The following is a 20,727-nucleotide window of genomic DNA, read 5'->3' on the forward strand; positions in this document are numbered from 1 at the left end:
ACCGAGCCAGCTAACAGCCGCGCTCTGCTCAGGTGTGCCCCTGTGGTGGAATTGGTAGACGCGAGCGACTCAAAATCGCTTTCCTTCGGGAGTGCCCGTTCGAGTCGGGCCAGGGGCACCAAATTCAGAACGCGTTTGTGTGCGTATTGTCGTGCGCTACCGCCTCGCTACTTTAGCGCGTTTTTGTGCGCTACCGCTCTGCTATTTGAGCGCGGGAATCTCATCAAACCCACACTTGCAGCTATGAACGGCGCAGAGCGCCGCAAGGGCGACCGCCCGCCCGCAGCGACGCGCCTGAAAGGCGCATGAGCGAGAAGCCAGCGCCCTGGAGAGGGCCGCGCTAAAACTAACGCAGCGATCCCGCGAGCAGTTTATGCAGGCGGGAATGCAGCGCATCATTCGCGGCAAGCACCTGCGCGGAATGGATCGGATTGGAACGCCCACGAAAATCGCTGACGAAACCGCCAGCTTCGCGCACCAGCAAGCAGCCTGCCGCTGTATCCCAGTCGTTCAAACCGCTTTCCCAGAACCCGTCAAAACGCCCCTGCGCGACGTAGGCCATGTCGAGCGATGCTGCGCCAAAGCGGCGGATACCCGCGACCTCAGGGCCGATAGCGCCGAAAATGCGGCTCCATTCGGCAAAATCACCGTGGCCCTGAAACGGAATGCCCGTTGCAATCAGCGATTCCGAAAGCGCCCGGCGGCCCGATACGCGCAGCCGTGCATCCTGCAGCCACGCGCCGCGCGATTTCTCTGCCCAATATGTCTCGTCATTGATCGGATGATAGACCACTGCTGCCGTGACTTCGCCCCACCCCTTGCCATCCAGGCGCGGTTCCTGGACCGCGATGCTGATGGCAAAATGCGGGATGCCGTGGAGGAAATTGGTCGTCCCGTCCAAGGGATCGACGATCCAGCGCGGCATACCCTCGTCACCTTCGATAACGCCAGCCTCTTCCAATACAAAGCCCCAGCCCGGACGGGCGTTCAGCAATTCGTCGTAAAGGATGCGTTCGGCGCGCATATCGGCCTTCGACACGAAATCTGCCGGACCTTTCTGGCTCACCTGAAGATGCTCGACCTCGCCAAAATCGCGGCGCAGGCGGTTGCCTGCCTTGCGAGCAGCGCGTTCCATGACGCGGATCAGGCCTGAAAACATGCTCATATCGGGTTAACTCGCTTTCCCGACATAGGTTTGTTCGTACACATCAACGATGATGCGCGTGCCGCTTTCGATGTGCGGCGGAACCATAATGCGGACTCCGTTGTCGAGCACGGCCGGTTTGTAGCTGGAAGAAGCGGTCTGCCCCTTCACCACGGCATCGGCCTCAACAATTTCAGCCTCGACCTGCTGGGGCAATTCGACGCTGATGGGCTTTTCTTCCCACAGCTCCAGCTTCACCTGCATCCCGTCCTGCAGGAACGCGCGCGCATCCCCCAACAGATCAGTTGGCAGGTTGATCTGTTCGTATGTGTTCTGATCCATGAAGACCAGCATGTCGCCGTCTTCGTACAGAAACTGGTATTCCTGGGTGTCGAGCCGCACCTTTTCCACGGTGTCGGCGCTGCGGAAACGGACATTCGTTTTGCGGCCATCCTGCAGGTTCTTCATCTCGACCTGCATATACGCCCCGCCCTTACCCGGCTGGGTGTGCTGGATCTTGGCAACTTTCCAGATGCCTTTTTCATATTCCAGAATGTTGCCGGGACGAATGTCGACGCCGCTGATTTTCATGGGGCCAGTTGCCTTTGTATCGGAAAAGTGAACGGCGCACGCCAAAGAGATGCGCGCGCGGGATAATGATGCGCGCCAATAGCGAAGCCCGCTCGCCACGGCAAGCGTAGGGAGCGCAGCGCACGCCCCCGCATCGTGCCCGCGCCGCCCGCGCGCCGCCCGCTTCTGTCTTTCAGGCTCAATTCAGCCAGCTATGGTAAACGCCGTTTAACCCGCACCCGCGGCAGGCTATGGCCGTGCTCCACAATGGAATCACCTGAATGAAAACGTCCCACGTCTTTATGCTGACAGCTTTCGCCGCGTTTGTGGCGGCAGCATCGCCGCTGATGTCACAGCAATCGGCACCGGCCAACGCGCCCGGCGGAATGCTGCGCACTATGCCGCATGGCGCATACCAGTGCGCATTACCCGGCGATGCTGGCGGAAAAGCCTATGAAGTGGTCGAGGCGGAGGGTTTCAGCATCGGCACCGCGTCCAGCTACACCAGTGCGCAGGGCCGCGGGAATTACATCTTGCGCGGTGACAGGCTGACATTCACGCGCGGCCCGAAAAAGGGCGAGCAGTTTGAACGCATCAGCACCAATCAGCTGCGCCAGCTGAACGCTTCAGGCAAGCGCACAAAACTGCGCTGCATCCGTCTGGGCGGCAACAGCTAGTTTGCCTTCCGTGGGCGATTAGGCGTCTTTGGCCGCTTTCCGCGCGTCTGCATCGGCGATTGCGGCAGCAAATGCCTCCACCGCTGCGACTTCATCGCCGTTCCACACCGCGCCTGACACGGCGATAAAATCCGCCCCGGCTTCGACCAGCGGACCGCAATTGCCGGGCGTAATGCCGCCTATGGCAACGCAAGGGATTTCAAACAGGCCGCTCCACCATTCCAGCGTTTCAAGCGTTGGGCGCTCGGCCTCGCCTTTATCTTTTGTTGTGCTGTCGAAAAACGCGCCGAATGCGACGTAATCCGCGCCCGCCTCCCCGGCCTCCATCGCCAGATGCTTGGAGGCGTGACACGTAACGCCGATCTGCACATCGCGGCCCAGTTCCTCGCGCGCCTCTTTGGGATCGCCGTCACCTTGACCCAGATGCACGCCGTCCGCTTTCAGCCGTTTCGCCAGCGGCACGCTGTCATTCACAACGAACGCCACATCATGCGCCGCGCACGCCGCCTGAAGCGGCTTCGCCAAATCAGCGAGCCGGTGCTGGTCATCAACGCCTTTCACACGGAATTGAAATGCAGTGACGGTGCCTTTTCCAGCCGCAAGCGCGCGTTCGAGACGCTGCGGAAACGCTCCGTCAACGTCTTCGGGCGAAATCAGGTAAAGCTGTGTCGGTGTTTCACTCATACGCGCCCCATAGCGCGCTCTTTCAGCCGCGCCAATCGGACTTGCAGGGTTACCCGGCGCAGCTGGCTGCAGAAATTTTGTCGATCGCCTTGCCCAGCGTTCCGTCGAAATCATCGTCCGACTGGTCTTTGCGCAAATCCTGAAGCAGGCCGCGGCTGAAACTGGCAATCATGCCGGGGTTCTTGGCCAGGTTCTCGCACGCCTCATCGGTGGAATACCCGCCCGAAAGCGCGACCACGCGCAGCACATTCGGATGCTCGATCGCCGGGGTATAAAGCCCCGCTTTTGTAGGGATCGACAGTTTAAGCATCACCTGACGCCCCTCGGGAAGCGCATCGAGCCCTTTCATGATTTCGGTAAGCAGGATGTCTTCGCCCGCAGCCCGGTCATCGGCGGTGATATCGAATTCCGGCTCCAGCATGGGCATGAGGCCCGCATCGGCGATCTGGTTGCCAACCGCAAACTGCTGCTCGACCACGGCAGCGATACCATCGGCGTTGGCCGATTTGATGACCGAGCGCATTTTGGTGCCGAACATTCCGTAAGCGACCGATTTTTCAAGCAATGCCGGCAGCTTATCCAGCGGCTTCATCAATTGCGCGCCGTTCTCTTCATCGGCGAGACCCTGATCAACCTTGATAAAAGGCACGATCCCGCGTGCCTTCAACGCCTCGGCGGTCGATTTGCCATCGACCGAGCCGTCCATCGTTTTTTCAAACAGGATCGCGCCGATTACCTTGCCCTGCCCGAAACACGGCGAGGTGATGACCCGGCTGCGCATTGCGTGGATCTGGGCGAACATTTCATCGTCGCCTGACCATTCGTCATCCTGAACACCGTACCCGCGCAAAGCCTTTGGCGTGGAGCCGCCCGACTGGTCCAACGCCGCGATGAAGCCTTGTCCGTCTTTGATCTTGGCGGTCATCCGTTCGGTATTCATGGGGCTTCGTCCTTGTCAGTCTGGGCATTGTCGGTTGCGCGCAGCGCATACCTATGCGCGTGGATTACAAGCGCGCATTAGCCAGTGCTACAGAGGCCCGCAACCGCCCAAAACGGACATTTCCCTAACCCTTACGAGCAACCGCGTCGGCGTTCCCGGAACCGTAACCTTTTGCGCTGCCAAGCGTATTAGGTGGAGAGCGGCCGCGGTATCGCCGCTTAAAGAGTATATGAGGAGACACAGTAATGCTCGACAAAACCCAGTCGGATTTGTGTGAGAACGCCCCAGCAGATTACAGCGATTTGTCCGCGTTGTTCATCAACTGCACCCTGAAATACTCGCCCGAGCCTAGCCACACAGATACCCTGATCGACATGAGCGCGGCGATTATGGAGAAGAACAAGGTCAATGTGGACCGCGTGCGCGCGACCGATTTCGATCTTGCATACGGCGTCTATCCCGACATGACAGAGCACGGCGCAGAAAAAGACGAGTGGCCGCTGCTTTGGGACAAGGTGCAGGATGCCGATATCGTCGTACTGGGAACGCCGATCTGGCTGGGAGAGAAAAGCTCGGTCTGCCAATTGATGATTGAAAAGCTGTACGCTCATTCCAGCCAGCAAAACAGCAAAGGCCAATACGTATTTTACGGCAAGGTCGGCGGGACACTGATCACCGGCAATGAGGACGGGATCAAACATTGCGGCATGGGCATATTATACAGCATGCAGCATGTCGGCTTTACCATCCCGCCTCAGGCAGATGCCGGCTGGATTGGGGAGGCTGGCCCCGGCGCGTCATATGGCGATGAGCGGGACGATGGCAGCCGCGCGGGTTTCGACAACGATTTCACCCGCCGGAACACCACATTCATGACATGGAATCTGATGCATTTTGCGCGGATGCTGAAAGATGCAGGCGGCATCCCTTCGCACGGCAACAGCGCCGAATTGTGGAGCGAAGGCCGACGCTTCGACGCGCCCAACCCCGAACACCGTTAATCGCCAGCAAAGATCAGCGTTTCCTGAAGCGGCGAATTATTCCGGTAAAGCTGAGCGCGGGCTCCCCGTCTGCGGTCACCATGCCGCGCACGAAGATCGTCTTGCCGCCGCCGCGCGTCACCTCGCCCCGCGCCTGCATCAAAGCGCCGGGGCCAGCCGCGCCCAGAAAATCGCCTGAAAGGTTCATCGTCACCGCATGATCGCCCGCCAATTCATCGGTGGCGATGGCAAACAGCGCAAAGTCGGCAAAGGTCATCAGGCAGCCCCCGTGCAGAAAGCCGCCGCCGTTCATGTGGCGATCCTCTGTGCGAAACGCGCTGGTGTAGCTGCCGTCATCCTCGCGCTGCATATAGAACGGACCGGACCGCGTTTCGAACGGATCGCCCTCCCAATACCGCCACCCGGCAAATTCGCCTTCCTCGCATAAAGCAAGCGTGCCGTAGCTGGTGCTGTCCGTTGTCTGGTCGGTCATATGCGAGTGTCCTTTATGCCTTGCGCGCAGGGACAAGGTTGATCGCCACGGATATCCGCGTCCCCTTGCCATGGAACGCGCGCACCGAATGCTGCAGCCAGCTTGGGAATATCACGATGAGGCCGGTCGCGGGCCTGACGGTGGGTTCGTTATTCTGGGCCGATCCCGCCTCGTCCTTCAGGCGAAGGTCGGGCGCGGTCATGCGTACCATCGGCATACGCGGATCGTACAATTGCAAATGGCCGCCCTGCCCCGGCTCGTCCGAACCATCGTAACCGTCATCGATATAGGCCACCGCCGACCAGTAACTTCCTGGATGGGCGTGGTATTGATTGGCGTTTCCGGCGGTGGACACGTTCGCCCACATTTCTGGCACCCACTCATATTCGTGGCCGCTGTCTTTGCCGACATTCACCGTATTTTCGTCAGCCAGTCTCATTGCCTTGAACGCGAGCGCACGCGCCGCTTCCCCGCCCCAGTCCAGCATATCCGTGTTCGAATGCCAGCCGCCGATATTGGAGATTTCAACGCCCGCTGCATCCCGCGCTTTTTCCGCGAGGATCGCCTCACGCAGGACGCGGATACCCTCGGTGCTTTGCAGCTTGTCGATAATGAACGGGGTCGTGAAGAGATGGCGCGTCTGGCTCATGCGGTTGTTTTACCCCAACCCGCCCTTAACGCCACAATTGCAGCGCGCGGATCGCGTCGGACATTGCGGTGCTGTCTTCCACGCGGGCAAGGCTGCGTTCGGTTAGCATCCAGCGGCGGCGGATCGGAGTTTTGCGCCAAAGATCGGTGATCAGAAAATTGCCTGCCCATTCGCGCCGACCCAGCTTCAGTTCCAGCTCAACATGGCCGGTGAACCATACGCATTTGCCATATTGCCGAGCGGTGATTTCCTGAAAGCGAAACGCCTCGCACAACAATTCTCCTTGGACCGCGGCAAGGAAACTTGGCCGGTCGAGTAACGCCGGGGGGCGCGTGCCGAACATCGTTATGCATTCGCTCGCCATGCTCTGCTTGATCCCCGCAAGATCGCGGTGGAGCCATGCGCGCATCAATTGGTTTTCGAGCACTTCGAACTGCGGGAGAAGGTCAGCCATCGCTGTTTTCTAGCGCCGCGACGCCGGGCAGTGTCTTGCCCTCCATCCATTCCAGGAACGCGCCGCCCGCAGCCGAGATATAGGTCACATCTTCGGTCACGCCGGCCTGCGCGAGCGCCGCAACCGTATCGCCCCCGCCAGCCACGCTGATAAGCGAACCTTCCTGCGTCAAAGCAGCCGCATGCCGCGCAAGGGCCACGGTCGCCGCATCGAACGGTTCTGTCTCGAACGCGCCCAGCGGGCCATTCCAGACAAGGGTGCGGCATGTTTTAAGGACATCGGCCAGCGCCTCAGTCGCCTGCGGTCCGATATCGAGGATCATCTCGTCTTCAGCGACTTCGTGCACGTTGCAGGTGCGCAGGCTAGGCGGGTTGGCGGCAAATTCCTTCGCCACGACTACATCGTATGGCAGGTGAACGGTGCAACCGGCGTGGTCCGCCTGATCCATGATCTTGGATGCGGTATCGGTAAGGTCATGCTCGCACAGCGACTTGCCCACATCGACCCCGCGCGCGGCCAAGAACGTGTTTGCCATGCCGCCGCCGATGATCAAATGCTGGACCTTGCCGACCAGATTTTCGAGCACGGCAAGCTTGGTTGAAACCTTCGCCCCGCCGACGACCGCGGCAACCGGCTGTTCGGGCGTGCCTAGCGCCGCGTCGAGCGCCTTTAGCTCCGCTTCCATCGCGCGGCCCGCATAGGACGGGAGGAAATGCGTGATGCCCTCCGTCGTTGCGTGGGCACGGTGTGCGGCGCTGAAAGCATCGTTTACGTAGAAATCGCCATGCGCCGCGATGGCCTGCGCAAAGTTTGGATCGTTGTCGGTCTCTCCCGCCCAGAAACGGGTGTTGTCGAGTAAGCCTATATCGCCGTTTCGGAGGATGCCGATGGATTGTTCGACCACGGGTCCGGCGACCTCGGGAATGAACATCAGTTCCTTGCCCAGCACCTTCTCAACATCGCCGACGACCATGCTGGTGGACAGGACCGAGGACCGCTTGCCGCCGGGACGGCCGAAATGCGCCAGCAGCAGCACTTTCGCACCCTTGTCCGCCAGTTCCAGAATCGTTGGCTTGACCGCCTCGACCCGGGTCACATCGCTGGCCGAGCCTTCTTTCATCGGCAGATTGAGATCGACCCTGACGAGTGCGACCTTTCCGGTCACGTCCCCGAGATCATCGAGTGTCTTGAATGCGGCCATGTCGCGCCCCTTCAGTTCGATCTAGTCAGAGAAACTTTGCTATCACACCAGCGGTGTCGATCATGCGGTTGGAAAAACCCCATTCGTTGTCATACCACGACACGACGCGGGCAAGTTTGCCCTCCATCACGCTGGTTTCCAGGCTGTCCACGGTCGAGCTGGCCGGGTGATGGTTAAAATCGGACGATACCAGCGGTTCATCGGTGTAATCCAGCACACCCTTCATCGCGCCATCAGCGGCGGCTTTCAGCGCGGTATTCAGCTCCTCTGCGGAGGTATCGCGGCCCGGCTGGAACACCAGATCAACAAGGCTGACGTTCGGCGTCGGCACGCGGACGGATGACCCGTCCAGCTTGCCTGCGAGTTCCGGCAGTACCAGACCCACTGCGCGCGCTGCGCCGGTCGTGGTCGGGATCATGTTCTGCGCACCGCCGCGTGCACGGCGCATGTCGCTGTGCATCTGGTCCAGCATCCGCTGATCGTTGGTGTAGGAATGGATCGTGGTCATGAAACCGCGTTCAATCCCGACCGTGTCGTTCAGCACCTTGGCAATTGGCGAAAGGCAGTTGGTCGTGCAGCTTGCGTTGGACACGATCACATCGTCTGCGGTCAGCACGTCATGGTTCACGCCGTAAACGATGGTGGCCGATACGTTCTTTGCAGGAGCAGAGATAAGCACCCGCTTGGCCCCGGCCGAAAGATGCGGGCGGCATGCCTCATCACTTTGGAAGAAGCCGGTGCATTCCAGAACAATGTCGATGCCCTGCGACGCGTGCGGAAGATTGGCCGGGTCACGCTCAGATGTGACCGTGATCGATTTTCCGCCAACCACGATCGCGCCGTCTTTCACGTCCACCTCGCCGGGGAAGCGGCCATGCGTCGAATCGTATTTAAACAGCAGCGCGTTGGATTTCGTATCCGCCAAATCGTTGATCGAAACCAGTTCAAGATCGTGATCGCTGCGTTCGAGAATGGCGCGTGCGACAAGACGTCCGATGCGGCCGAAACCGTTGATGGCAACTTTGGTAGCCATGATAGAAACTCCTGCTTAGCTGTTCAATTTGTTCTGGATTTGCGGAACGATATCGTCCGCTGTGAAACCGAAATGCGCGAAGAGATCCTTCGCCGGCGCCGAAGCGCCAAAGCTGTCGATGCCGATGTTCAGGCCGCCGCGACCGGTATAGCGTTCCCAGCCCAGCGTGCTGCCTGCCTCGATAGACACGATCAGGGCGTCCGACGGCAGCACGTCCGCGCGGTAATCATCGTCCTGCGCATCGAAAAGCTCGGCGCACACCATCGAAACGACATCGGCGCCGATGCCGTCTTTCTCCAGCTGGTCGGCGCATTCCATCGCAAGTGCGACTTCGCTGCCCGATGCAACGATTACGACTTTCCGCTCTGCCGATGCAGCGCGCATCCGGTATCCGCCCTTGGCACTGCGATTGGACGCGCTGGTCCACTCTTCATCGCCTTCGCCCCGCAATTGCGGCAGTCCCTGGCGCGACAGGGCCAGCACCGAAGGCGTTTCCGGCGATTCAATCGCAAGCGCCCAGCATTCGGCGGTTTCAATCGTATCGCACGGGCGGAAAACATTGAGGTTGGGGACAAGACGCAGGCTCATCACCTGCTCGACCGGCTGGTGCGTAGGTCCATCTTCGCCCAGACCGATGCTGTCATGCGTCATCACATAGATCGCGCGGGTCTTTTGCAGAGCCGACAACCGGATTGCATTGCGGCAATAATCGGAGAAGATCAGGAACGTGCCACCATACGGCACCACTCCGCCATGCAGCGCCATGCCATTCATCGCCGCAGCCATCCCGAATTCGCGAATGCCGTAATAGACATACCGGCCCGAATAATCGTCCGCCGTCATCGGCAGCGTAGATGGCGTCTTGGTGTTGTTGGAGCCGGTGAGATCGGCGCTGCCGCCAATCATCTGCGGGATCGCCTCCGTCAGCGGACCCAGCGCCATTTCCGACGCTTTGCGGGTCGCGACTTTCTGCGGGTCGCTTGCGAGGCTGCGGATGTGAGCCTGAATGGCGGACGATGCTTGATCGTCAATCGCGCTCATCCGGCGTTCAAAAGCCTGCTTGTCAGCCGACGCGTCGAGCCGGGTCTGCCACGCGCCATGCGCTTCGCTGCCGCCATCGCCCGCCGCGCGCCAATCGGCGAGGATGTCACTGGGCACTTTGAACGGTTCGGCTTCCCAGCCTAGCAGATCGCGCGCTGCGGCGATTTCTTCCGGACCTAGCGGAGCGCCGTGCGTCGCGCTGGTTCCCTGTTTGCTCGGAGCGCCTTTGCCGATAATGGTTTTGCACGCGACAAGCGAGGGAAGCTCTGAAGCTTTCGCCTCTTCGAGTGCGCGTTCGATATCGTCGAAGTCATGGCCGTCGCAGGATACGACATGCCATCCGGTCGCTGCGTAGCGTGCTTTCACGTCTTCGCTGGTCGAAAGGTCGGCGGTGCCATCAATCGTGATGTTGTTGTCATCCCACAGGACGATCAACCGGCCCAGATGCAGGTGACCCGCCAGACCGATCGCCTCGTGATTGATCCCCTCCATCAGGCATCCGTCGCCTGCTACCACCCAGGTGCGGTGATCGACCAGATCGTCACCAAATTCAGCGTTAAGGTGGCGTTCTGCCATCGCCATGCCAACCGCCATGGCGAGCCCCTGACCCAAAGGTCCGGTGGTGCATTCGACGCCTTCGAGCAGGAAGTTTTCGGGGTGGCCTGCACACGGGCTGCCCAGCTGCCGGAAATTGCGGATATCTTCCATCGTCGGACGGGCATAGCCGGACAGGTGGAGCAGGCTGTAAATCAGCATCGATCCGTGCCCCGCCGATAGGACAAACCGGTCCCTGTCGGCCCAATCGGGGCGTGAGGGATCGAATTTCAGGTGGTTCTGGAAAAGCACCGTGGCGACATCGGCCATGCCCATCGGCATACCCGGGTGGCCGGAATTGGCGGCCTGAACAGCGTCCATTGAAAGCGCGCGAATGGCGTTGGCCATGTTCTGCAAGCGGGCGGGTTTCATCGTCATGCTGGTCTGGTCTCTCCTGCTGGTCCGCGAAGTCCGGCTAAATAGGGAAGCCGCGAACGCTGCCGACCGCAATCGGGTTCGATTCGATCTTTACGGGATGCCATTGCCGAGCGGTATGATGAGGTCAAGCGGCGCTCGCCCGCCCCTCCCCATTTGCCCCGCGATGACGCAAATCGAAAAAACGCGGAGCATCACCCGACACCACTTATCAACAGGACGGCACAACGCTTTGCGCAGACACGGCAATCTGGTATTTCTCGCTGCATGGGTGAAAGCCGGATCGTATCTGCCATGGCGCGCATTGACGCCGCATTGCAGCGTATCGCCGCCGCTCCTGCGCCTGCGCCGCATGAAAACGCGGCTCCCGCTCCTGATCAGGCAGCCCAAGCTCCGCCGAAAGTGCTGGCGCTGGTGAACAGCCATGAAAAGCTGCGTGAAGAAGTGGCCGATACCTTGCGCCAGCTTGACGATATTATCACGGATCTCGAAAAATGAGCCGCGTCACGCTCGACATCGGGGGACACTCCTACACGGTCAATTGCGCCGATGGCGAGGAAGATCACATCACTGCCCTCGCCGCGATGATCGACGAGAAATACGCGCAGCTGGGCGATGCACGTATGCCGCAAGAGGCGCAGAACATGCTGTTTGCCGCGCTGTTTCTCGCGGACGAACTGTCCGAGGCCCGCAAAACGGCGGAAACCACCTCGCAATCGGCCGAGCATGAAATGGTGCGATCCGGCGGCAAAAAAGCCGAGCTTCGCGCAGAGATTGAAACGCTCACCAAATCCGAGGCGCGCGCTCGCGAAGAAATTGCGGCACTCAAGTCTGAACTGGCCGAAATGCACGAGGCCGCGAGCCATCAGCACGATCTGTTCGGTGCCCCTTCGGTGAGCGACGACGTGATCGAACGGCTTGAGGCGCTGGCAAAGCGGGCTGAAGAGACTGCGACGGCGCTTGAAGGCGGGGACAAAGCCTACTAGATCAATGGTTGGCGGGGCTGCCCGGTACGACCGTTTGAACATCCCTGAGGCTATAAGCAATCCATAGGGAGCTGTCCCTGCCTGAGTTAACGGGTTCGTCCTGGGGGCTTGGGCATACGGCGCCCACCTGACGTTTTCGCGTCAGAGGATTTCTCTGGTAACGACTCATGGTGGTCCCGTCACTTACTTGTCGCGCTATCGCTTCGCTGCCCATGCGCGGAACATTTGCGAGCCGCTCCGCTTCTGCCGGGCGGTCGCCCTTGCGGGGCTGCGCCCCTCGGCTTACCTTTCCCGGCAATGACCATCACCAAATCAAAGCTGCGCGCCTCCTTGCGAAAAGCCCGGCGCGAACATGTCGCTGCGCAAAGCGACAATATCCGCGCGCTTTTGTTCCACCGGCCCCCTGCACCCTTGCTCGCCAAGATCGGGGCGGACGCAACCATCGGCCTTTATCATGCCGGCGAAAGCGAAGCCCCCGCCGCAGCTTATGCGCGGTTCTTCCACGAAAGCGGCCACCGCATTGCCCTGCCCTATTTCGCGGACAGAGGAAGCGCGATGGAGTTCCGCGCGCACGATGATCCTTTTGGCGAGAGCAATCTCGCCGCAGGACCATACAATATCGCGCAACCTCCCGCCGATGCCGAGGCGCTGCTGCCCGATGTCCTGTTCGTCCCGCTCGTTGGGTTCACCGCATCGGGTGATCGGCTAGGACAGGGCGGCGGGCATTACGACCGCTGGCTGGCGGAACATCCGGGCCGCATGACGATTGGGCTCGCATGGGATGTGCAGCTTTGCGAAGAGCTGCCCGTCCAGCCGCACGACGCCGCGATGGACGCGGTCGTCACCCCCACAAGAATTTACGGAATAGACTGATGCGCGAAACACCAACCTGGCGAATTCCTATTGGCATTATCAGCCTGTTCGTATTCCTCATCGTCTACGGGGTTGTGATTGCCCGGTATGCCCCGGACATCATCGGTGGCTGGCCCGGCTGGGCACAAACCATCGTTTACCTGATCCTCGGCCTCATCTGGCTGCTCCCGCTGAAACGGTTCCTCATCTGGATGGAAACCGGCAGCTGGAGCCCGCCACCGTCCCCGCCAGAGGAACCTGCGCCCGGCGAGTGAGATGATCCCTGTGCCATCGCACGGGGAATAGTATCGGCCTGTAATGTAGGAAAGTCCCAAGTGGCGCGAGTGACGAGACTTGAACTCGCGACCTCCGGCGTGACAGGCCGGCGCTCTAACCAACTGAGCTACACCCGCTTAAACTTGTTCGTTCAAACTGTGGTTTGCACCGCTTGGGAGCAGGGCCATTAGGCCCCACAAACTTTGCTGTCAACGGCTCTGACAGCGATAATTTGATCTTTATTCGCTCAAAAGCAAAACTGGCGTTTCAATCAGCTTTTTCATGTCCTGAATGAAGCTTGCCGCGTCATATCCATCGACCACACGGTGATCGCAGCTGATCGAAATATTCATCAACTTGCGCTTCTCGATTCGCTCCACGCCGTCAGGTCCGGCCACGAACATCGGGCGCTCGATGATCCGATTCGGGCCGATGATCGCCACTTCGGGCCGGTTGATAACAGGCGTGGTCGCTACCCCGCCCAGCGGGCCGAGCGATGTTACTGTCAGGGTCGAACCGGAAAGCTCGTCAGATTTGGCGGAGCCATCACGCGCGGCCTCTGCCAGACGGCCAATTTCGCGCGCCAGCTGCCAGATATTGCGGCTCTGCGCATCCTTGATCACCGGAACCATCAAGCCATTATCGGTCTGCGCGGCCATTCCCAGATGCACGCTGCCGTGACGGGTGACGATATTCGCCTCGTCATCATAGCGCGCATTGATCATCGGATAGTCCGGGATCAGTTTGCAGATGGCCGTGACCAGCAAAGGCAGCATCGTCAGTTTCGGCTTGTCACCGCGCGCGCTGTTCAGATCGGCGCGCATCCGCTCCATTTCGGTCACATCGCATTCTTCGACGTAGGTGAAGTGCGGAATGTTGCGCTTTGCCGCGCTCATGTTCTGGGCGATGCGTTTGCGCAGGCCGATAACCTTGATCGGTTCATCCTCTCGCGTTTTCCCGCCCGCTGCGAAACCGCTGCCCGCATTGTAGGACAGGAACTGATCAAGATCGCCGTGGCGCACGCGGCCGTCTTCGGCGGGTTTCACGTCGGCCAGATCAATGCCGAGATCGCGGGCGCGTTTGCGCACGGCGGGCGTGGCGAGAACCTTGCTCTGCGCCGCTGGAGCTGGGGCTGGTGCTTGTGCCGGGGCTGGGGCAGGCGCGGGTTCGACCGGCTGCGCGGGCGCGGGCTGAGGGTCGGCCGCCATTGCCTCATCCGCGTCAGAGGCATCGGGATTTTCCACCTCAATGCGTGTTTCGGTTGTCTCGCTGACCGGAGCAGCGTCAGTTTCTCCTGCGTCCTCCGCCTCTTCGGCCACGTCGCCTTCGACTTCGACGACCAGCAGCATCGACCCAACCGCGATCACATCGCCAACCTCGCCTGCAACTTCGATGACCTTGCCATCGACCGGGCTTTCAATGTCGATTGTTGCCTTGTCTGTCATCACATCGACCAGATGCTGGTCCTCGGCAACGGTATCGCCGACTTTCACCATCCATTCGACGATCTCCGCCTCGGCGACGCCCTCGCCCACGTCGGGCATGTTGAATGTGAACTTGGCCATTTTCAAACTATCCTTCGAACTGCGATTGCTCGCGCCGTGTGTGTAGGAGACAGGTGACAGATACGAAAAGTGTCATGCGGTGCCTACACGGTCAAACCATTGGTATTGCTGAATATTGCTCTGTTGGACACGGTTGACACTTTTCCAACTCTTTCCGGTTCGGCGGCCATGATCATAGCCGCCGCCATGCCATCAAAACCGGTGGGTAGGAAAGTGCCGCGCGCCACAGGATCAATCTTTCAGGATCGCGTCGAGAGCCTCGCCGATCCGCACCGGACCGGGAAAATACGCCCATTCCAGACTGTGCGGATACGGCGTGTCGAAACCGGTAACGCGCTCAACCGGCGCCTCAAGGTGATAGAAACACCGCTCCGTCACCAAGGCGGATAGCTCCGCGCCAAACCCGCTGGTCCGTGTCGCTTCGTGTACGATCAGGCAGCGCCCGGTTTTCTTCACCGATGCTTCGATCGCCTCGATATCAAGCGGGACGAGTGTGCGCAGGTCCAGGATTTCGGCATCAACGCCTTTCGCTTTGCAAACCGCCTCTGCCACGTGGACCATGGTGCCGTAAGTCAACACGGTCAGCGCTTCGCCCTGCGTCACATGGCGCGCCTTGCCCAGCGGGATCTTGTAATATCCCTCCGGTACGGCGGCATCCTTGTGCTTTTTCCATGGCTCGACCGGCTTATCGTAAAAGCCTGTGAACGGGCCGTTATAGATACGCTTTGGTTCAAAAAAGATCACCGGATCGTTGTCTTCGATGCAGGAAATCAGCAGCCCCTTCGCATCGTAAGGCGTCGCCGGAATGACCGTTTTCAAACCCGAGACATGGGTGAAGATGCTTTCGGGCGATTGCGAGTGCGTTTGCCCGCCAAAAATGCCCCCGCCAAATGGCGATCGCACCGTCATCGGCGCGATGTATTCCGTGGCAGAACGATACCGCAGCCGCGCAGCCTCTGAAATCAGCTGGTCGAGGCCGGGATAAATGTAATCGGCGAACTGAATTTCCGGCACCGGGCGCAGGCCGTAAGCGCCCATACCCACAGCCACACCGATGATCCCGCATTCGGAGATTGGCGTGTCGAATACGCGCGTTTTGCCGTGTTTTTCCTGAAGGCCCGCCGTGCAGCGGAAAACGCCGCCGAAATAGCCGACATCTTCGCCCATGACTATCACGTCGTCATCGCGTTCCAGCATGATGTCGAGCGCCTCATTAATGGCCTCGATCATGTTGATGCGGCGTTCGCCGTCAGCCTGAACCGGCGCGTCCGTTTTGGTTTCGGCGCTCATGACTTTGGCCTCCCCTCGGGCCATTTGACCTCGCGTTCATGGGTGGCCTGCGCGGCCTGTTCTTTCAGATGCCATGGCAATTCCTCGAACACATCTTCGAACATTGTGTTGAATGGCTGGTGCATACCGTGGCCCAGAATGCCGTTCTTTTCCGCTTCCTTGGTCGTCGCTTTCACTTCCTCGGCGCATTTGAGGTCCATCGCCTGCTGGCGGTCCTCGTCCCATTCACCGATTGCGATGAGGTGGTTTTTGAGCCGCATCACCGGATCGCCCAGCGGCCATTCTTCGCGTTCCTGCGCGCTGCGATAACCGCTCGGATCATCCGATGTGGAGTGCCCTTCTGCACGGTAGGTGAAATATTCGATCAGGGTTGGCCCCTGATTGGCGCGGGCGCGGTTGGCGGCCCATTGTTGCGCGGCAAAGCACGCCAAAGCATCGTTGCCATCCACGCGCAGCCCGGCGAGCCCGTATCCGAGCGCGCGCGCGGCGAACGTGGTCCGCTCTGCACCCGCAAAACCGGAGAAGCTGCTGATGGCCCACTGGTTGTTGATAATATTGAGGATAACCGGTGCATTATACACCGTCGCAAAGGTGCAGGCGCTGTGGAAATCCCCCTCCGCCGTGGAGCCTTCGCCCACCCATGTTGCGGCGATCCGGCTATCGCCCTTGATCGCGCTTGCCATCGCCCAGCCGACGGCCTGCGGGGTCTGCGTCGCAAGGTTGCCGGAGATGCTGAAAAAGCTGTGCTCGCGGCTGGAATACATGATCGGCAGCTGGCGGCCTTTCAGCTTGTCGCCCTTGTTCGAATAGATCTGGTTGATCATCTCGATCAGCGGATAACCGCGCGCGATCAGGATGCCCTGCTGGCGGTATGACGGGAACACCATGTCATCGCTGGCAAGCGCCATCGACGCAGCGACGCTGGTCGCCTCTTCGCCGGTGCATTTCATGTAGAACGAAGTTTTGCCCTGCCGCTGGCCGCGGAACATCCGTTCATCAAACGCGCGAACCATCGCCATATGGCCCAGCATTGTGCGCAGGGTTTCGGGGTCAAGCTTCGGATCCCACGGACCATGCGCCTTGTTGTCATCTCCCAGCACGCGGATGAGGCTGTAGGCGAGGTCTTTCATATCCTCGGGCTTGGCGCTTTCATCGGGGCGCGGCTGCGCGCCGGGTTCACTGATTTCAACGTCCGCGAAATTGACAGGATCGCCGGGGCGCGAGCGCGGCTCTGGCACATGCAGCGCAAGCGCGGGCCGGTTGTCGCCGGTGTTCGGGTTGGTATCGGCCGGATCGGCCATAAAACTGCTCTCCCATCAGGGTCCGTATACGCCTTGAAGGAATGCGGCGGCGGCTTGGGGAGTTCCCGTTCGCCCCGATTGCCCGCACCCCTGTTAAAGTGTCTCTCAAATGGGCGGGTATGTCAGGCAAATTGCGCGGTCAAGCGGTGCGGATCACACCGCAACAGGAGCCTTGATAGGGGGCTGCGGCGCGTAATCTTGCACCAGAAAATCATCAATTTTGTAATCGAAAATTGTTTCGGGCTTTCTGGTGATTTCCAGCGTCGGGTGCCCTGATGGCTGGCGCGACAGCTGTTCATCGATCAGATGTTCGTGGTTTAGATAGAGGTGCACGTCCCCGCCCATCCACACCAGCTCGCCCGGCTCCAGCCCGGTCTGCTGCGCGATCATGCGCTGGAGCAGCGCCGCCGACCACAGGTTGAACGGCAGGCCCAGCGCCACATCGCAGCTGCGCTGGTAAAGCATACAGTTGAGGCGGTTTTCAGCCACATGGAACTGATAGGTCTTGTGACACGGCGGCAGCGCCATCCGGTCCAGCTCGGCAACATTCCACCCTTCGATAATGTGGCGGCGACTGCCGGGATTGGTGCGCAGGCTTTCGACGACCTCGGCAACCTGATTGATCCCCTCGCCGCGCTCATAGAGACCGTCCTTGCGATACCGGTAAGTCGGCCAATCCACCCATTGCTTGCCGTAAACCGGGCCAAGATCGCCCCAGCGTTTCGCAAAATCTTCGTCATCGGCGATCCGCTGGACGAATGTGTCGAGGCTGATGTCCTCTCCGCTTTCCTTCACATAGCGTGCGTGCGGCCATTCATTCCAGATCTTCACGCCTTGCAGCACCAGCGGGCGAATATTCGTCTCCCCCGTCAGGAACCACAGCATCTCTCGCGTCGCGGTCTTCCAGTAAACCCGCTTTGTCGTGAGCAGCGGCATTGCGCCGCCTGTCAACTTGAAACGCAACTGAGCACCAAAAACTGAGCGTGTACCGATGCCCGTACGATCAACACGTTCGTCACCCTGCTCCCAAACCTTGCGCATCAGCCTAAGGTAATGGTGCTCTGGATGGTTTGGATTGACCACCTCTGGATCAAAAAAGTGCAGTTGAGTAGGCATGCAAGTCGTCTAGAGAATTGTGGCAGTCAGCTACAATGCGTTACAATTTTTGGACGCGGACTAGTCGGTTAATGGCGAGTGGACAGGCTGTGGTGAGCAATTGGACATCTTGTGGACAGCTGTGGATAATCGAGAAAGTCCTAGCAGGTTTGAGGATCAAATCTACTAGCTTGTCACCCTCACCGTCCACACTTATACGCGCGCTCCTACCCCGCGTGGCCAGCGGCTATGCGGTAACGAGTCGGGAAGTAGCTCAGCCTGGTAGAGCACCGTCTTCGGGAGGCGGGGGCCGGAGGTTCGAATCCTCTCTTCCCGACCATTTTAGCGCGCTAAGCCGCAGATTTCCGCCTTTTAGCATGGGTTTCCGCCCCGTGTTGGTCACACGCCCAACACACATAGCGGGAGCACATGCGGGAAGGTCGTTATCGATGAGCCGCATACCCTTCACGATCCGGATCGAAGGCCGCTATTCGTTCCGCCGCCGAATTCATTTCCGAAATATTATCTCCAAACCGCTAACCCTAGCGTTGCAGACGGCCGATCCGGCAGCTGCGCGTGAGCGCGTCGCGATCCTCTCGGCGCGCTTCGTGGTCGTGAAATCGGATGTGAACAAAATTTTGGGCTTTGAACGCAAACTAACCGGAGACGAGATCGAGGCGATTTTCCGCCATAAGCTTGAAGCGGAGCTTCAGGCCTACCTTTCGGCCGGTTATGAAGACGAGTCCTGGTCTTCGTCCGTGACGGATTTTGCAAAAGAATACGGTGAGGCATTCAGGTTCTTGCGTCATCCCGACAGTCGATACGGCATGACCGAGGAGGTCCACGCCGAGCTAGTCCGCAGAGGACTGGGGCCGAGCATCTCGACCATCGAAAGCTACGTCGAGATGATCAAAAATTCACTCGATAGCCGCGATATTATCGCTGTGCTGAACGCCATGGGCATCGAGGAGAACGAGGCAAACGTTGCTTCGGCACGAACGCACATGATCCGAGCGGGAGCCACGGCGTCTTCTCTTGTCCAGCGAATGTTCGACGAAGACGTTCTTGCGTCGCCAAATCCGCTGCACACGCTTACCGCTGATCTTGGCGCACCGTCCGCGGACGTCACCGCGCTCATAAAGAAGATCAGCGGGCAAGCCACGAACGCGGCCGTCGCACCACCCGAAACGGCTCCAACGTCGCAGGAATGTCAGTTTGCGATTTACGACAAACGGCATTTTAGCGAGATCATCGAGGACGTCCTATCTGAGCTCAAACAGGACAAAATCTGGAAAGGCGACCTGAAGCAGCAGCGGCGGATCATGCAGTCCTTCGCCTGGATCACCGGCGACCGCGAACTAGGATCGTATGACCATCGTGACGTTGCCCGATTCAAGAACGGGTTGAAACGGCTCCCCACAACCTTTCGGTTCGGGAGCCCGTCCAAGGGCGCAATGTCCAGGCCGTTCGAGGAAGTGATCAGCGAAATCGACCCCATCACTCCAGCCAACGCAAGGAACTTGAAGACGGTCAATCGTGACCTCAGCACAATGAGCACGGTTGCCAAGCACTTGGCCCTCACGTCATGGAAGCCGCGCATCCACAATGCGCTGATCATGGATTTCGCGAGCGCAACCGTCACAATCCAAGAACGCGAAGATGCCGAGCTGCGGCCGCCGTGGAAGAAAGAGGAACTGGAATGTCTCTTCCGCTCCCCTCTGTATCAAGGCGGTGGAGCCGGCAAGAACCGCTTGAAAACCGACAGCCTTAGCCCGCAGGTTTGGCATGATGCGGCTTACTGGGCCCCGCTGATCTGGTATTACACTCACGCCTGTCGCGAAGAGATTTGCGGACTCGAGGTCGCCGACGTATTCGCTGACCACCCGGTTCCCCATCTCTCTATCCGCGAAAACCTCACACGCGGCAGGGACGGCGAAAAGGCCGGCGAAAAGCGGATCGCGCGTCGACGCAAGATCCCGCTTCATGACGAGATTCTCCGTCTTGGATTTCTCGATTACGTGGCCGCGGTCCGTGCTGAAGGCCACACTGCGCTCTTCCCCGAACTTTACCTCTTCGAAAGCAAGCGCGGCGGTGCCCAGTTCTACGATCGCGCCTGGCGGTATATGGTCCAGTGGATCACCGACCGGATGGAGGTGGAAGTGAATGATAAGGGCAAAGGACCTGATATCCATTCCATCCGCGCGCTCGGCTCCTCATTCTATGAGGTAGACGGGGTCAACGAAATCATGCGGGCCGACATTATGGGGCACGCGCGGACCGGCACGAACGCCAAGCACTACTCGAAACGAATCAAGACCGAAGGGCTTGAGATCGTGCTGAAAGAACGGCTCGAATTCATCCAGCGTTATGTCCCAGAGATCACCCTCCACCTCGATCCCTCGCCTATTCGCATGCTGCCAATAGAGGTCCGTTCGAGGGTTGGGTCTGGCCGCCACCGCCGTATCCGCTCGGACGCTGGGGTTTGCAAGACGCCGAAGGCCTAGCCTCACTCCCCATCGAACAAAGC

General features: G+C 59.7%; 21 protein-coding genes and 3 tRNA genes. 9 read left to right on the top strand and 15 right to left on the bottom strand.

Annotated elements, in window-relative coordinates; genetic code table 11:
* The first annotated feature begins 36 nt into the window (after positions 1-36).
* Positions 37-121, top strand: a tRNA-Leu gene (locus ACGHU1_RS01825).
* A gap of 225 nt (positions 122-346) precedes the next feature.
* Here ACGHU1_RS01825 and ACGHU1_RS01830 read toward each other — a convergent pair.
* Positions 347-1,165 (bottom strand): inositol monophosphatase family protein, encoded by an 819-nt coding sequence (locus ACGHU1_RS01830; protein WP_390582827.1) that lies wholly within the window; start codon positions 1,163-1,165, stop codon positions 347-349.
* Between the two features lie 6 nt (positions 1,166-1,171).
* Entirely contained in the window at positions 1,172-1,735 is a 564-nt protein-coding gene (gene efp, locus ACGHU1_RS01835; RefSeq protein ID WP_390582829.1) for an elongation factor P, read from the bottom strand.
* A 260-nt stretch (positions 1,736-1,995) separates the two neighbouring features.
* Here efp and ACGHU1_RS01840 point away from each other — a divergent pair, with 260 nt between their 5' ends.
* The gene (locus tag ACGHU1_RS01840) at positions 1,996-2,391 is read left to right on the top strand and encodes an elongation factor P (protein WP_390582831.1); all 396 of its coding nucleotides are present in this window, start codon (positions 1,996-1,998) and stop codon (positions 2,389-2,391) included.
* Positions 2,392-2,409: 18 nt separating this feature from the next.
* Here the strand turns inward: ACGHU1_RS01840 and thiE are convergent, their stop codons facing one another.
* On the bottom strand, positions 2,410-3,075 hold the full coding sequence (thiE, locus tag ACGHU1_RS01845) for a thiamine phosphate synthase (protein ID WP_390582833.1): 666 nt from the start codon (positions 3,073-3,075) through the stop codon (positions 2,410-2,412).
* 49 nt (positions 3,076-3,124) lie between these two features.
* The gene (locus ACGHU1_RS01850; protein ID WP_390582834.1) at positions 3,125-4,015 is read right to left on the bottom strand and encodes a fructose bisphosphate aldolase; all 891 of its coding nucleotides are present in this window, start codon (positions 4,013-4,015) and stop codon (positions 3,125-3,127) included.
* 245 nt (positions 4,016-4,260) lie between these two features.
* Here ACGHU1_RS01850 and ACGHU1_RS01855 point away from each other — a divergent pair, with 245 nt between their 5' ends.
* A complete protein-coding gene (locus ACGHU1_RS01855) occupies positions 4,261-5,016 on the top strand; it encodes a flavodoxin family protein (RefSeq protein WP_390582836.1) in 756 nt (251 codons plus the stop codon).
* Between the two features lie 13 nt (positions 5,017-5,029).
* Here the strand turns inward: ACGHU1_RS01855 and ACGHU1_RS01860 are convergent, their stop codons facing one another.
* From ACGHU1_RS01860 to tkt, 6 genes are read right to left on the bottom strand one after another with little or no spacing between them, the layout of a single operon-like run.
* Positions 5,030-5,488, bottom strand: coding sequence for a PaaI family thioesterase (locus ACGHU1_RS01860; RefSeq protein WP_390582837.1), 459 nt, complete (start codon positions 5,486-5,488; stop codon positions 5,030-5,032).
* Positions 5,489-5,501: 13 nt separating this feature from the next.
* A complete protein-coding gene (locus tag ACGHU1_RS01865; protein WP_390582838.1) occupies positions 5,502-6,137 on the bottom strand; it encodes a 2OG-Fe(II) oxygenase family protein in 636 nt (211 codons plus the stop codon).
* 25 nt (positions 6,138-6,162) lie between these two features.
* The gene (locus ACGHU1_RS01870; RefSeq protein WP_390582840.1) at positions 6,163-6,591 is read right to left on the bottom strand and encodes a nuclear transport factor 2 family protein; all 429 of its coding nucleotides are present in this window, start codon (positions 6,589-6,591) and stop codon (positions 6,163-6,165) included.
* Positions 6,584-7,792 (bottom strand): phosphoglycerate kinase, encoded by a 1,209-nt coding sequence (locus tag ACGHU1_RS01875; protein ID WP_390582842.1) that lies wholly within the window; start codon positions 7,790-7,792, stop codon positions 6,584-6,586. The genes ACGHU1_RS01870 and ACGHU1_RS01875 overlap by 8 nt, the downstream gene beginning before the upstream one ends.
* Positions 7,793-7,817: 25 nt before the next feature.
* Positions 7,818-8,825: a type I glyceraldehyde-3-phosphate dehydrogenase gene (gene gap / locus ACGHU1_RS01880; protein ID WP_390582844.1), complete on the bottom strand. Its 1,008-nt coding sequence runs from the start codon at positions 8,823-8,825 to the stop codon at positions 7,818-7,820.
* 15 nt (positions 8,826-8,840) lie between these two features.
* On the bottom strand, positions 8,841-10,838 hold the full coding sequence (gene tkt / locus ACGHU1_RS01885) for a transketolase (RefSeq protein ID WP_390582846.1): 1,998 nt from the start codon (positions 10,836-10,838) through the stop codon (positions 8,841-8,843).
* 264 nt (positions 10,839-11,102) lie between these two features.
* Here tkt and ACGHU1_RS01890 point away from each other — a divergent pair, with 264 nt between their 5' ends.
* The 4 genes from ACGHU1_RS01890 (at position 11,103) to ACGHU1_RS01905 (ending at position 12,948) form a co-directional block, all read left to right on the top strand.
* On the top strand, positions 11,103-11,333 hold the full coding sequence (locus ACGHU1_RS01890; protein WP_390582848.1) for a hypothetical protein: 231 nt from the start codon (positions 11,103-11,105) through the stop codon (positions 11,331-11,333).
* A complete protein-coding gene (locus ACGHU1_RS01895) occupies positions 11,330-11,821 on the top strand; it encodes a cell division protein ZapA (protein WP_390582850.1) in 492 nt (163 codons plus the stop codon). The genes ACGHU1_RS01890 and ACGHU1_RS01895 overlap by 4 nt, the downstream gene beginning before the upstream one ends.
* Positions 11,822-12,118: 297 nt before the next feature.
* On the top strand, positions 12,119-12,694 hold the full coding sequence (locus ACGHU1_RS01900; RefSeq protein ID WP_390582852.1) for a 5-formyltetrahydrofolate cyclo-ligase: 576 nt from the start codon (positions 12,119-12,121) through the stop codon (positions 12,692-12,694).
* Positions 12,694-12,948 (top strand): DUF2842 domain-containing protein, encoded by a 255-nt coding sequence (locus ACGHU1_RS01905; protein WP_390582854.1) that lies wholly within the window; start codon positions 12,694-12,696, stop codon positions 12,946-12,948. Before ACGHU1_RS01900 ends, ACGHU1_RS01905 begins: the two co-directional genes overlap by 1 nt.
* Positions 12,949-13,009: 61 nt before the next feature.
* Here ACGHU1_RS01905 and ACGHU1_RS01910 read toward each other — a convergent pair.
* The 5 genes from ACGHU1_RS01910 to thyA form a co-directional block, all read right to left on the bottom strand.
* Positions 13,010-13,086 (bottom strand) — tRNA-Asp (locus ACGHU1_RS01910).
* A 102-nt stretch (positions 13,087-13,188) separates the two neighbouring features.
* Positions 13,189-14,514: a dihydrolipoamide acetyltransferase family protein gene (locus ACGHU1_RS01915; protein WP_390582856.1), complete on the bottom strand. Its 1,326-nt coding sequence runs from the start codon at positions 14,512-14,514 to the stop codon at positions 13,189-13,191.
* 231 nt (positions 14,515-14,745) lie between these two features.
* Positions 14,746-15,804 carry an alpha-ketoacid dehydrogenase subunit beta gene (locus ACGHU1_RS01920; protein ID WP_390582857.1) on the bottom strand — a complete coding sequence of 353 codons (1,059 nt, stop codon included), beginning with the start codon at positions 15,802-15,804 and terminating at the stop codon, positions 14,746-14,748.
* Entirely contained in the window at positions 15,801-17,105 is a 1,305-nt protein-coding gene (locus ACGHU1_RS01925; protein ID WP_390582859.1) for a thiamine pyrophosphate-dependent enzyme, read from the bottom strand. Before ACGHU1_RS01925 ends, ACGHU1_RS01920 begins: the two co-directional genes overlap by 4 nt.
* Before the next feature lie 153 nt (positions 17,106-17,258).
* Entirely contained in the window at positions 17,259-18,221 is a 963-nt protein-coding gene (gene thyA, locus ACGHU1_RS01930) for a thymidylate synthase (RefSeq protein ID WP_390582861.1), read from the bottom strand.
* A 242-nt stretch (positions 18,222-18,463) separates the two neighbouring features.
* Between thyA and ACGHU1_RS01935 the strand changes: the two genes are divergently transcribed.
* Positions 18,464-18,540: transfer RNA gene (locus ACGHU1_RS01935), tRNA-Pro, on the top strand.
* A 37-nt stretch (positions 18,541-18,577) separates the two neighbouring features.
* The gene (locus tag ACGHU1_RS01940; RefSeq protein ID WP_390582862.1) at positions 18,578-20,704 is read left to right on the top strand and encodes a hypothetical protein; all 2,127 of its coding nucleotides are present in this window, start codon (positions 18,578-18,580) and stop codon (positions 20,702-20,704) included.
* Positions 20,705-20,727: the final 23 nt, after the last annotated feature.

This window comes from Erythrobacter sp. MTPC3 (assembly GCF_042854385.1).
GTDB lineage: Bacteria > Pseudomonadota > Alphaproteobacteria > Sphingomonadales > Sphingomonadaceae > Erythrobacter.

What these genes read in the sequence shown, in the direction of transcription:
- ACGHU1_RS01830 (WP_390582827.1), bottom strand. Translation starts at nt 1,165, where the DNA reads ATGAGCATGTTTTCAGGCCTGATCCGCGTCATGGAACGCGCTGCTCGC.
- efp (WP_390582829.1), bottom strand. Translation starts at nt 1,735, where the DNA reads ATGAAAATCAGCGGCGTCGACATTCGTCCCGGCAACATTCTGGAATAT.
- ACGHU1_RS01840 (WP_390582831.1), top strand. Translation starts at nt 1,996, where the DNA reads ATGAAAACGTCCCACGTCTTTATGCTGACAGCTTTCGCCGCGTTTGTG.
- thiE (WP_390582833.1), bottom strand. Translation starts at nt 3,075, where the DNA reads ATGAGTGAAACACCGACACAGCTTTACCTGATTTCGCCCGAAGACGTT.
- ACGHU1_RS01850 (WP_390582834.1), bottom strand. Translation starts at nt 4,015, where the DNA reads ATGAATACCGAACGGATGACCGCCAAGATCAAAGACGGACAAGGCTTC.
- ACGHU1_RS01855 (WP_390582836.1), top strand. Translation starts at nt 4,261, where the DNA reads ATGCTCGACAAAACCCAGTCGGATTTGTGTGAGAACGCCCCAGCAGAT.
- ACGHU1_RS01860 (WP_390582837.1), bottom strand. Translation starts at nt 5,488, where the DNA reads ATGACCGACCAGACAACGGACAGCACCAGCTACGGCACGCTTGCTTTA.
- ACGHU1_RS01865 (WP_390582838.1), bottom strand. Translation starts at nt 6,137, where the DNA reads ATGAGCCAGACGCGCCATCTCTTCACGACCCCGTTCATTATCGACAAG.
- ACGHU1_RS01870 (WP_390582840.1), bottom strand. Translation starts at nt 6,591, where the DNA reads ATGGCTGACCTTCTCCCGCAGTTCGAAGTGCTCGAAAACCAATTGATG.
- ACGHU1_RS01875 (WP_390582842.1), bottom strand. Translation starts at nt 7,792, where the DNA reads ATGGCCGCATTCAAGACACTCGATGATCTCGGGGACGTGACCGGAAAG.
- gap (WP_390582844.1), bottom strand. Translation starts at nt 8,825, where the DNA reads ATGGCTACCAAAGTTGCCATCAACGGTTTCGGCCGCATCGGACGTCTT.
- tkt (WP_390582846.1), bottom strand. Translation starts at nt 10,838, where the DNA reads ATGACGATGAAACCCGCCCGCTTGCAGAACATGGCCAACGCCATTCGC.
- ACGHU1_RS01890 (WP_390582848.1), top strand. Translation starts at nt 11,103, where the DNA reads ATGGGTGAAAGCCGGATCGTATCTGCCATGGCGCGCATTGACGCCGCA.
- ACGHU1_RS01895 (WP_390582850.1), top strand. Translation starts at nt 11,330, where the DNA reads ATGAGCCGCGTCACGCTCGACATCGGGGGACACTCCTACACGGTCAAT.
- ACGHU1_RS01900 (WP_390582852.1), top strand. Translation starts at nt 12,119, where the DNA reads ATGACCATCACCAAATCAAAGCTGCGCGCCTCCTTGCGAAAAGCCCGG.
- ACGHU1_RS01905 (WP_390582854.1), top strand. Translation starts at nt 12,694, where the DNA reads ATGCGCGAAACACCAACCTGGCGAATTCCTATTGGCATTATCAGCCTG.
- ACGHU1_RS01915 (WP_390582856.1), bottom strand. Translation starts at nt 14,514, where the DNA reads ATGGCCAAGTTCACATTCAACATGCCCGACGTGGGCGAGGGCGTCGCC.
- ACGHU1_RS01920 (WP_390582857.1), bottom strand. Translation starts at nt 15,804, where the DNA reads ATGAGCGCCGAAACCAAAACGGACGCGCCGGTTCAGGCTGACGGCGAA.
- ACGHU1_RS01925 (WP_390582859.1), bottom strand. Translation starts at nt 17,105, where the DNA reads ATGGCCGATCCGGCCGATACCAACCCGAACACCGGCGACAACCGGCCC.
- thyA (WP_390582861.1), bottom strand. Translation starts at nt 18,221, where the DNA reads ATGCCTACTCAACTGCACTTTTTTGATCCAGAGGTGGTCAATCCAAAC.
- ACGHU1_RS01940 (WP_390582862.1), top strand. Translation starts at nt 18,578, where the DNA reads ATGGGTTTCCGCCCCGTGTTGGTCACACGCCCAACACACATAGCGGGA.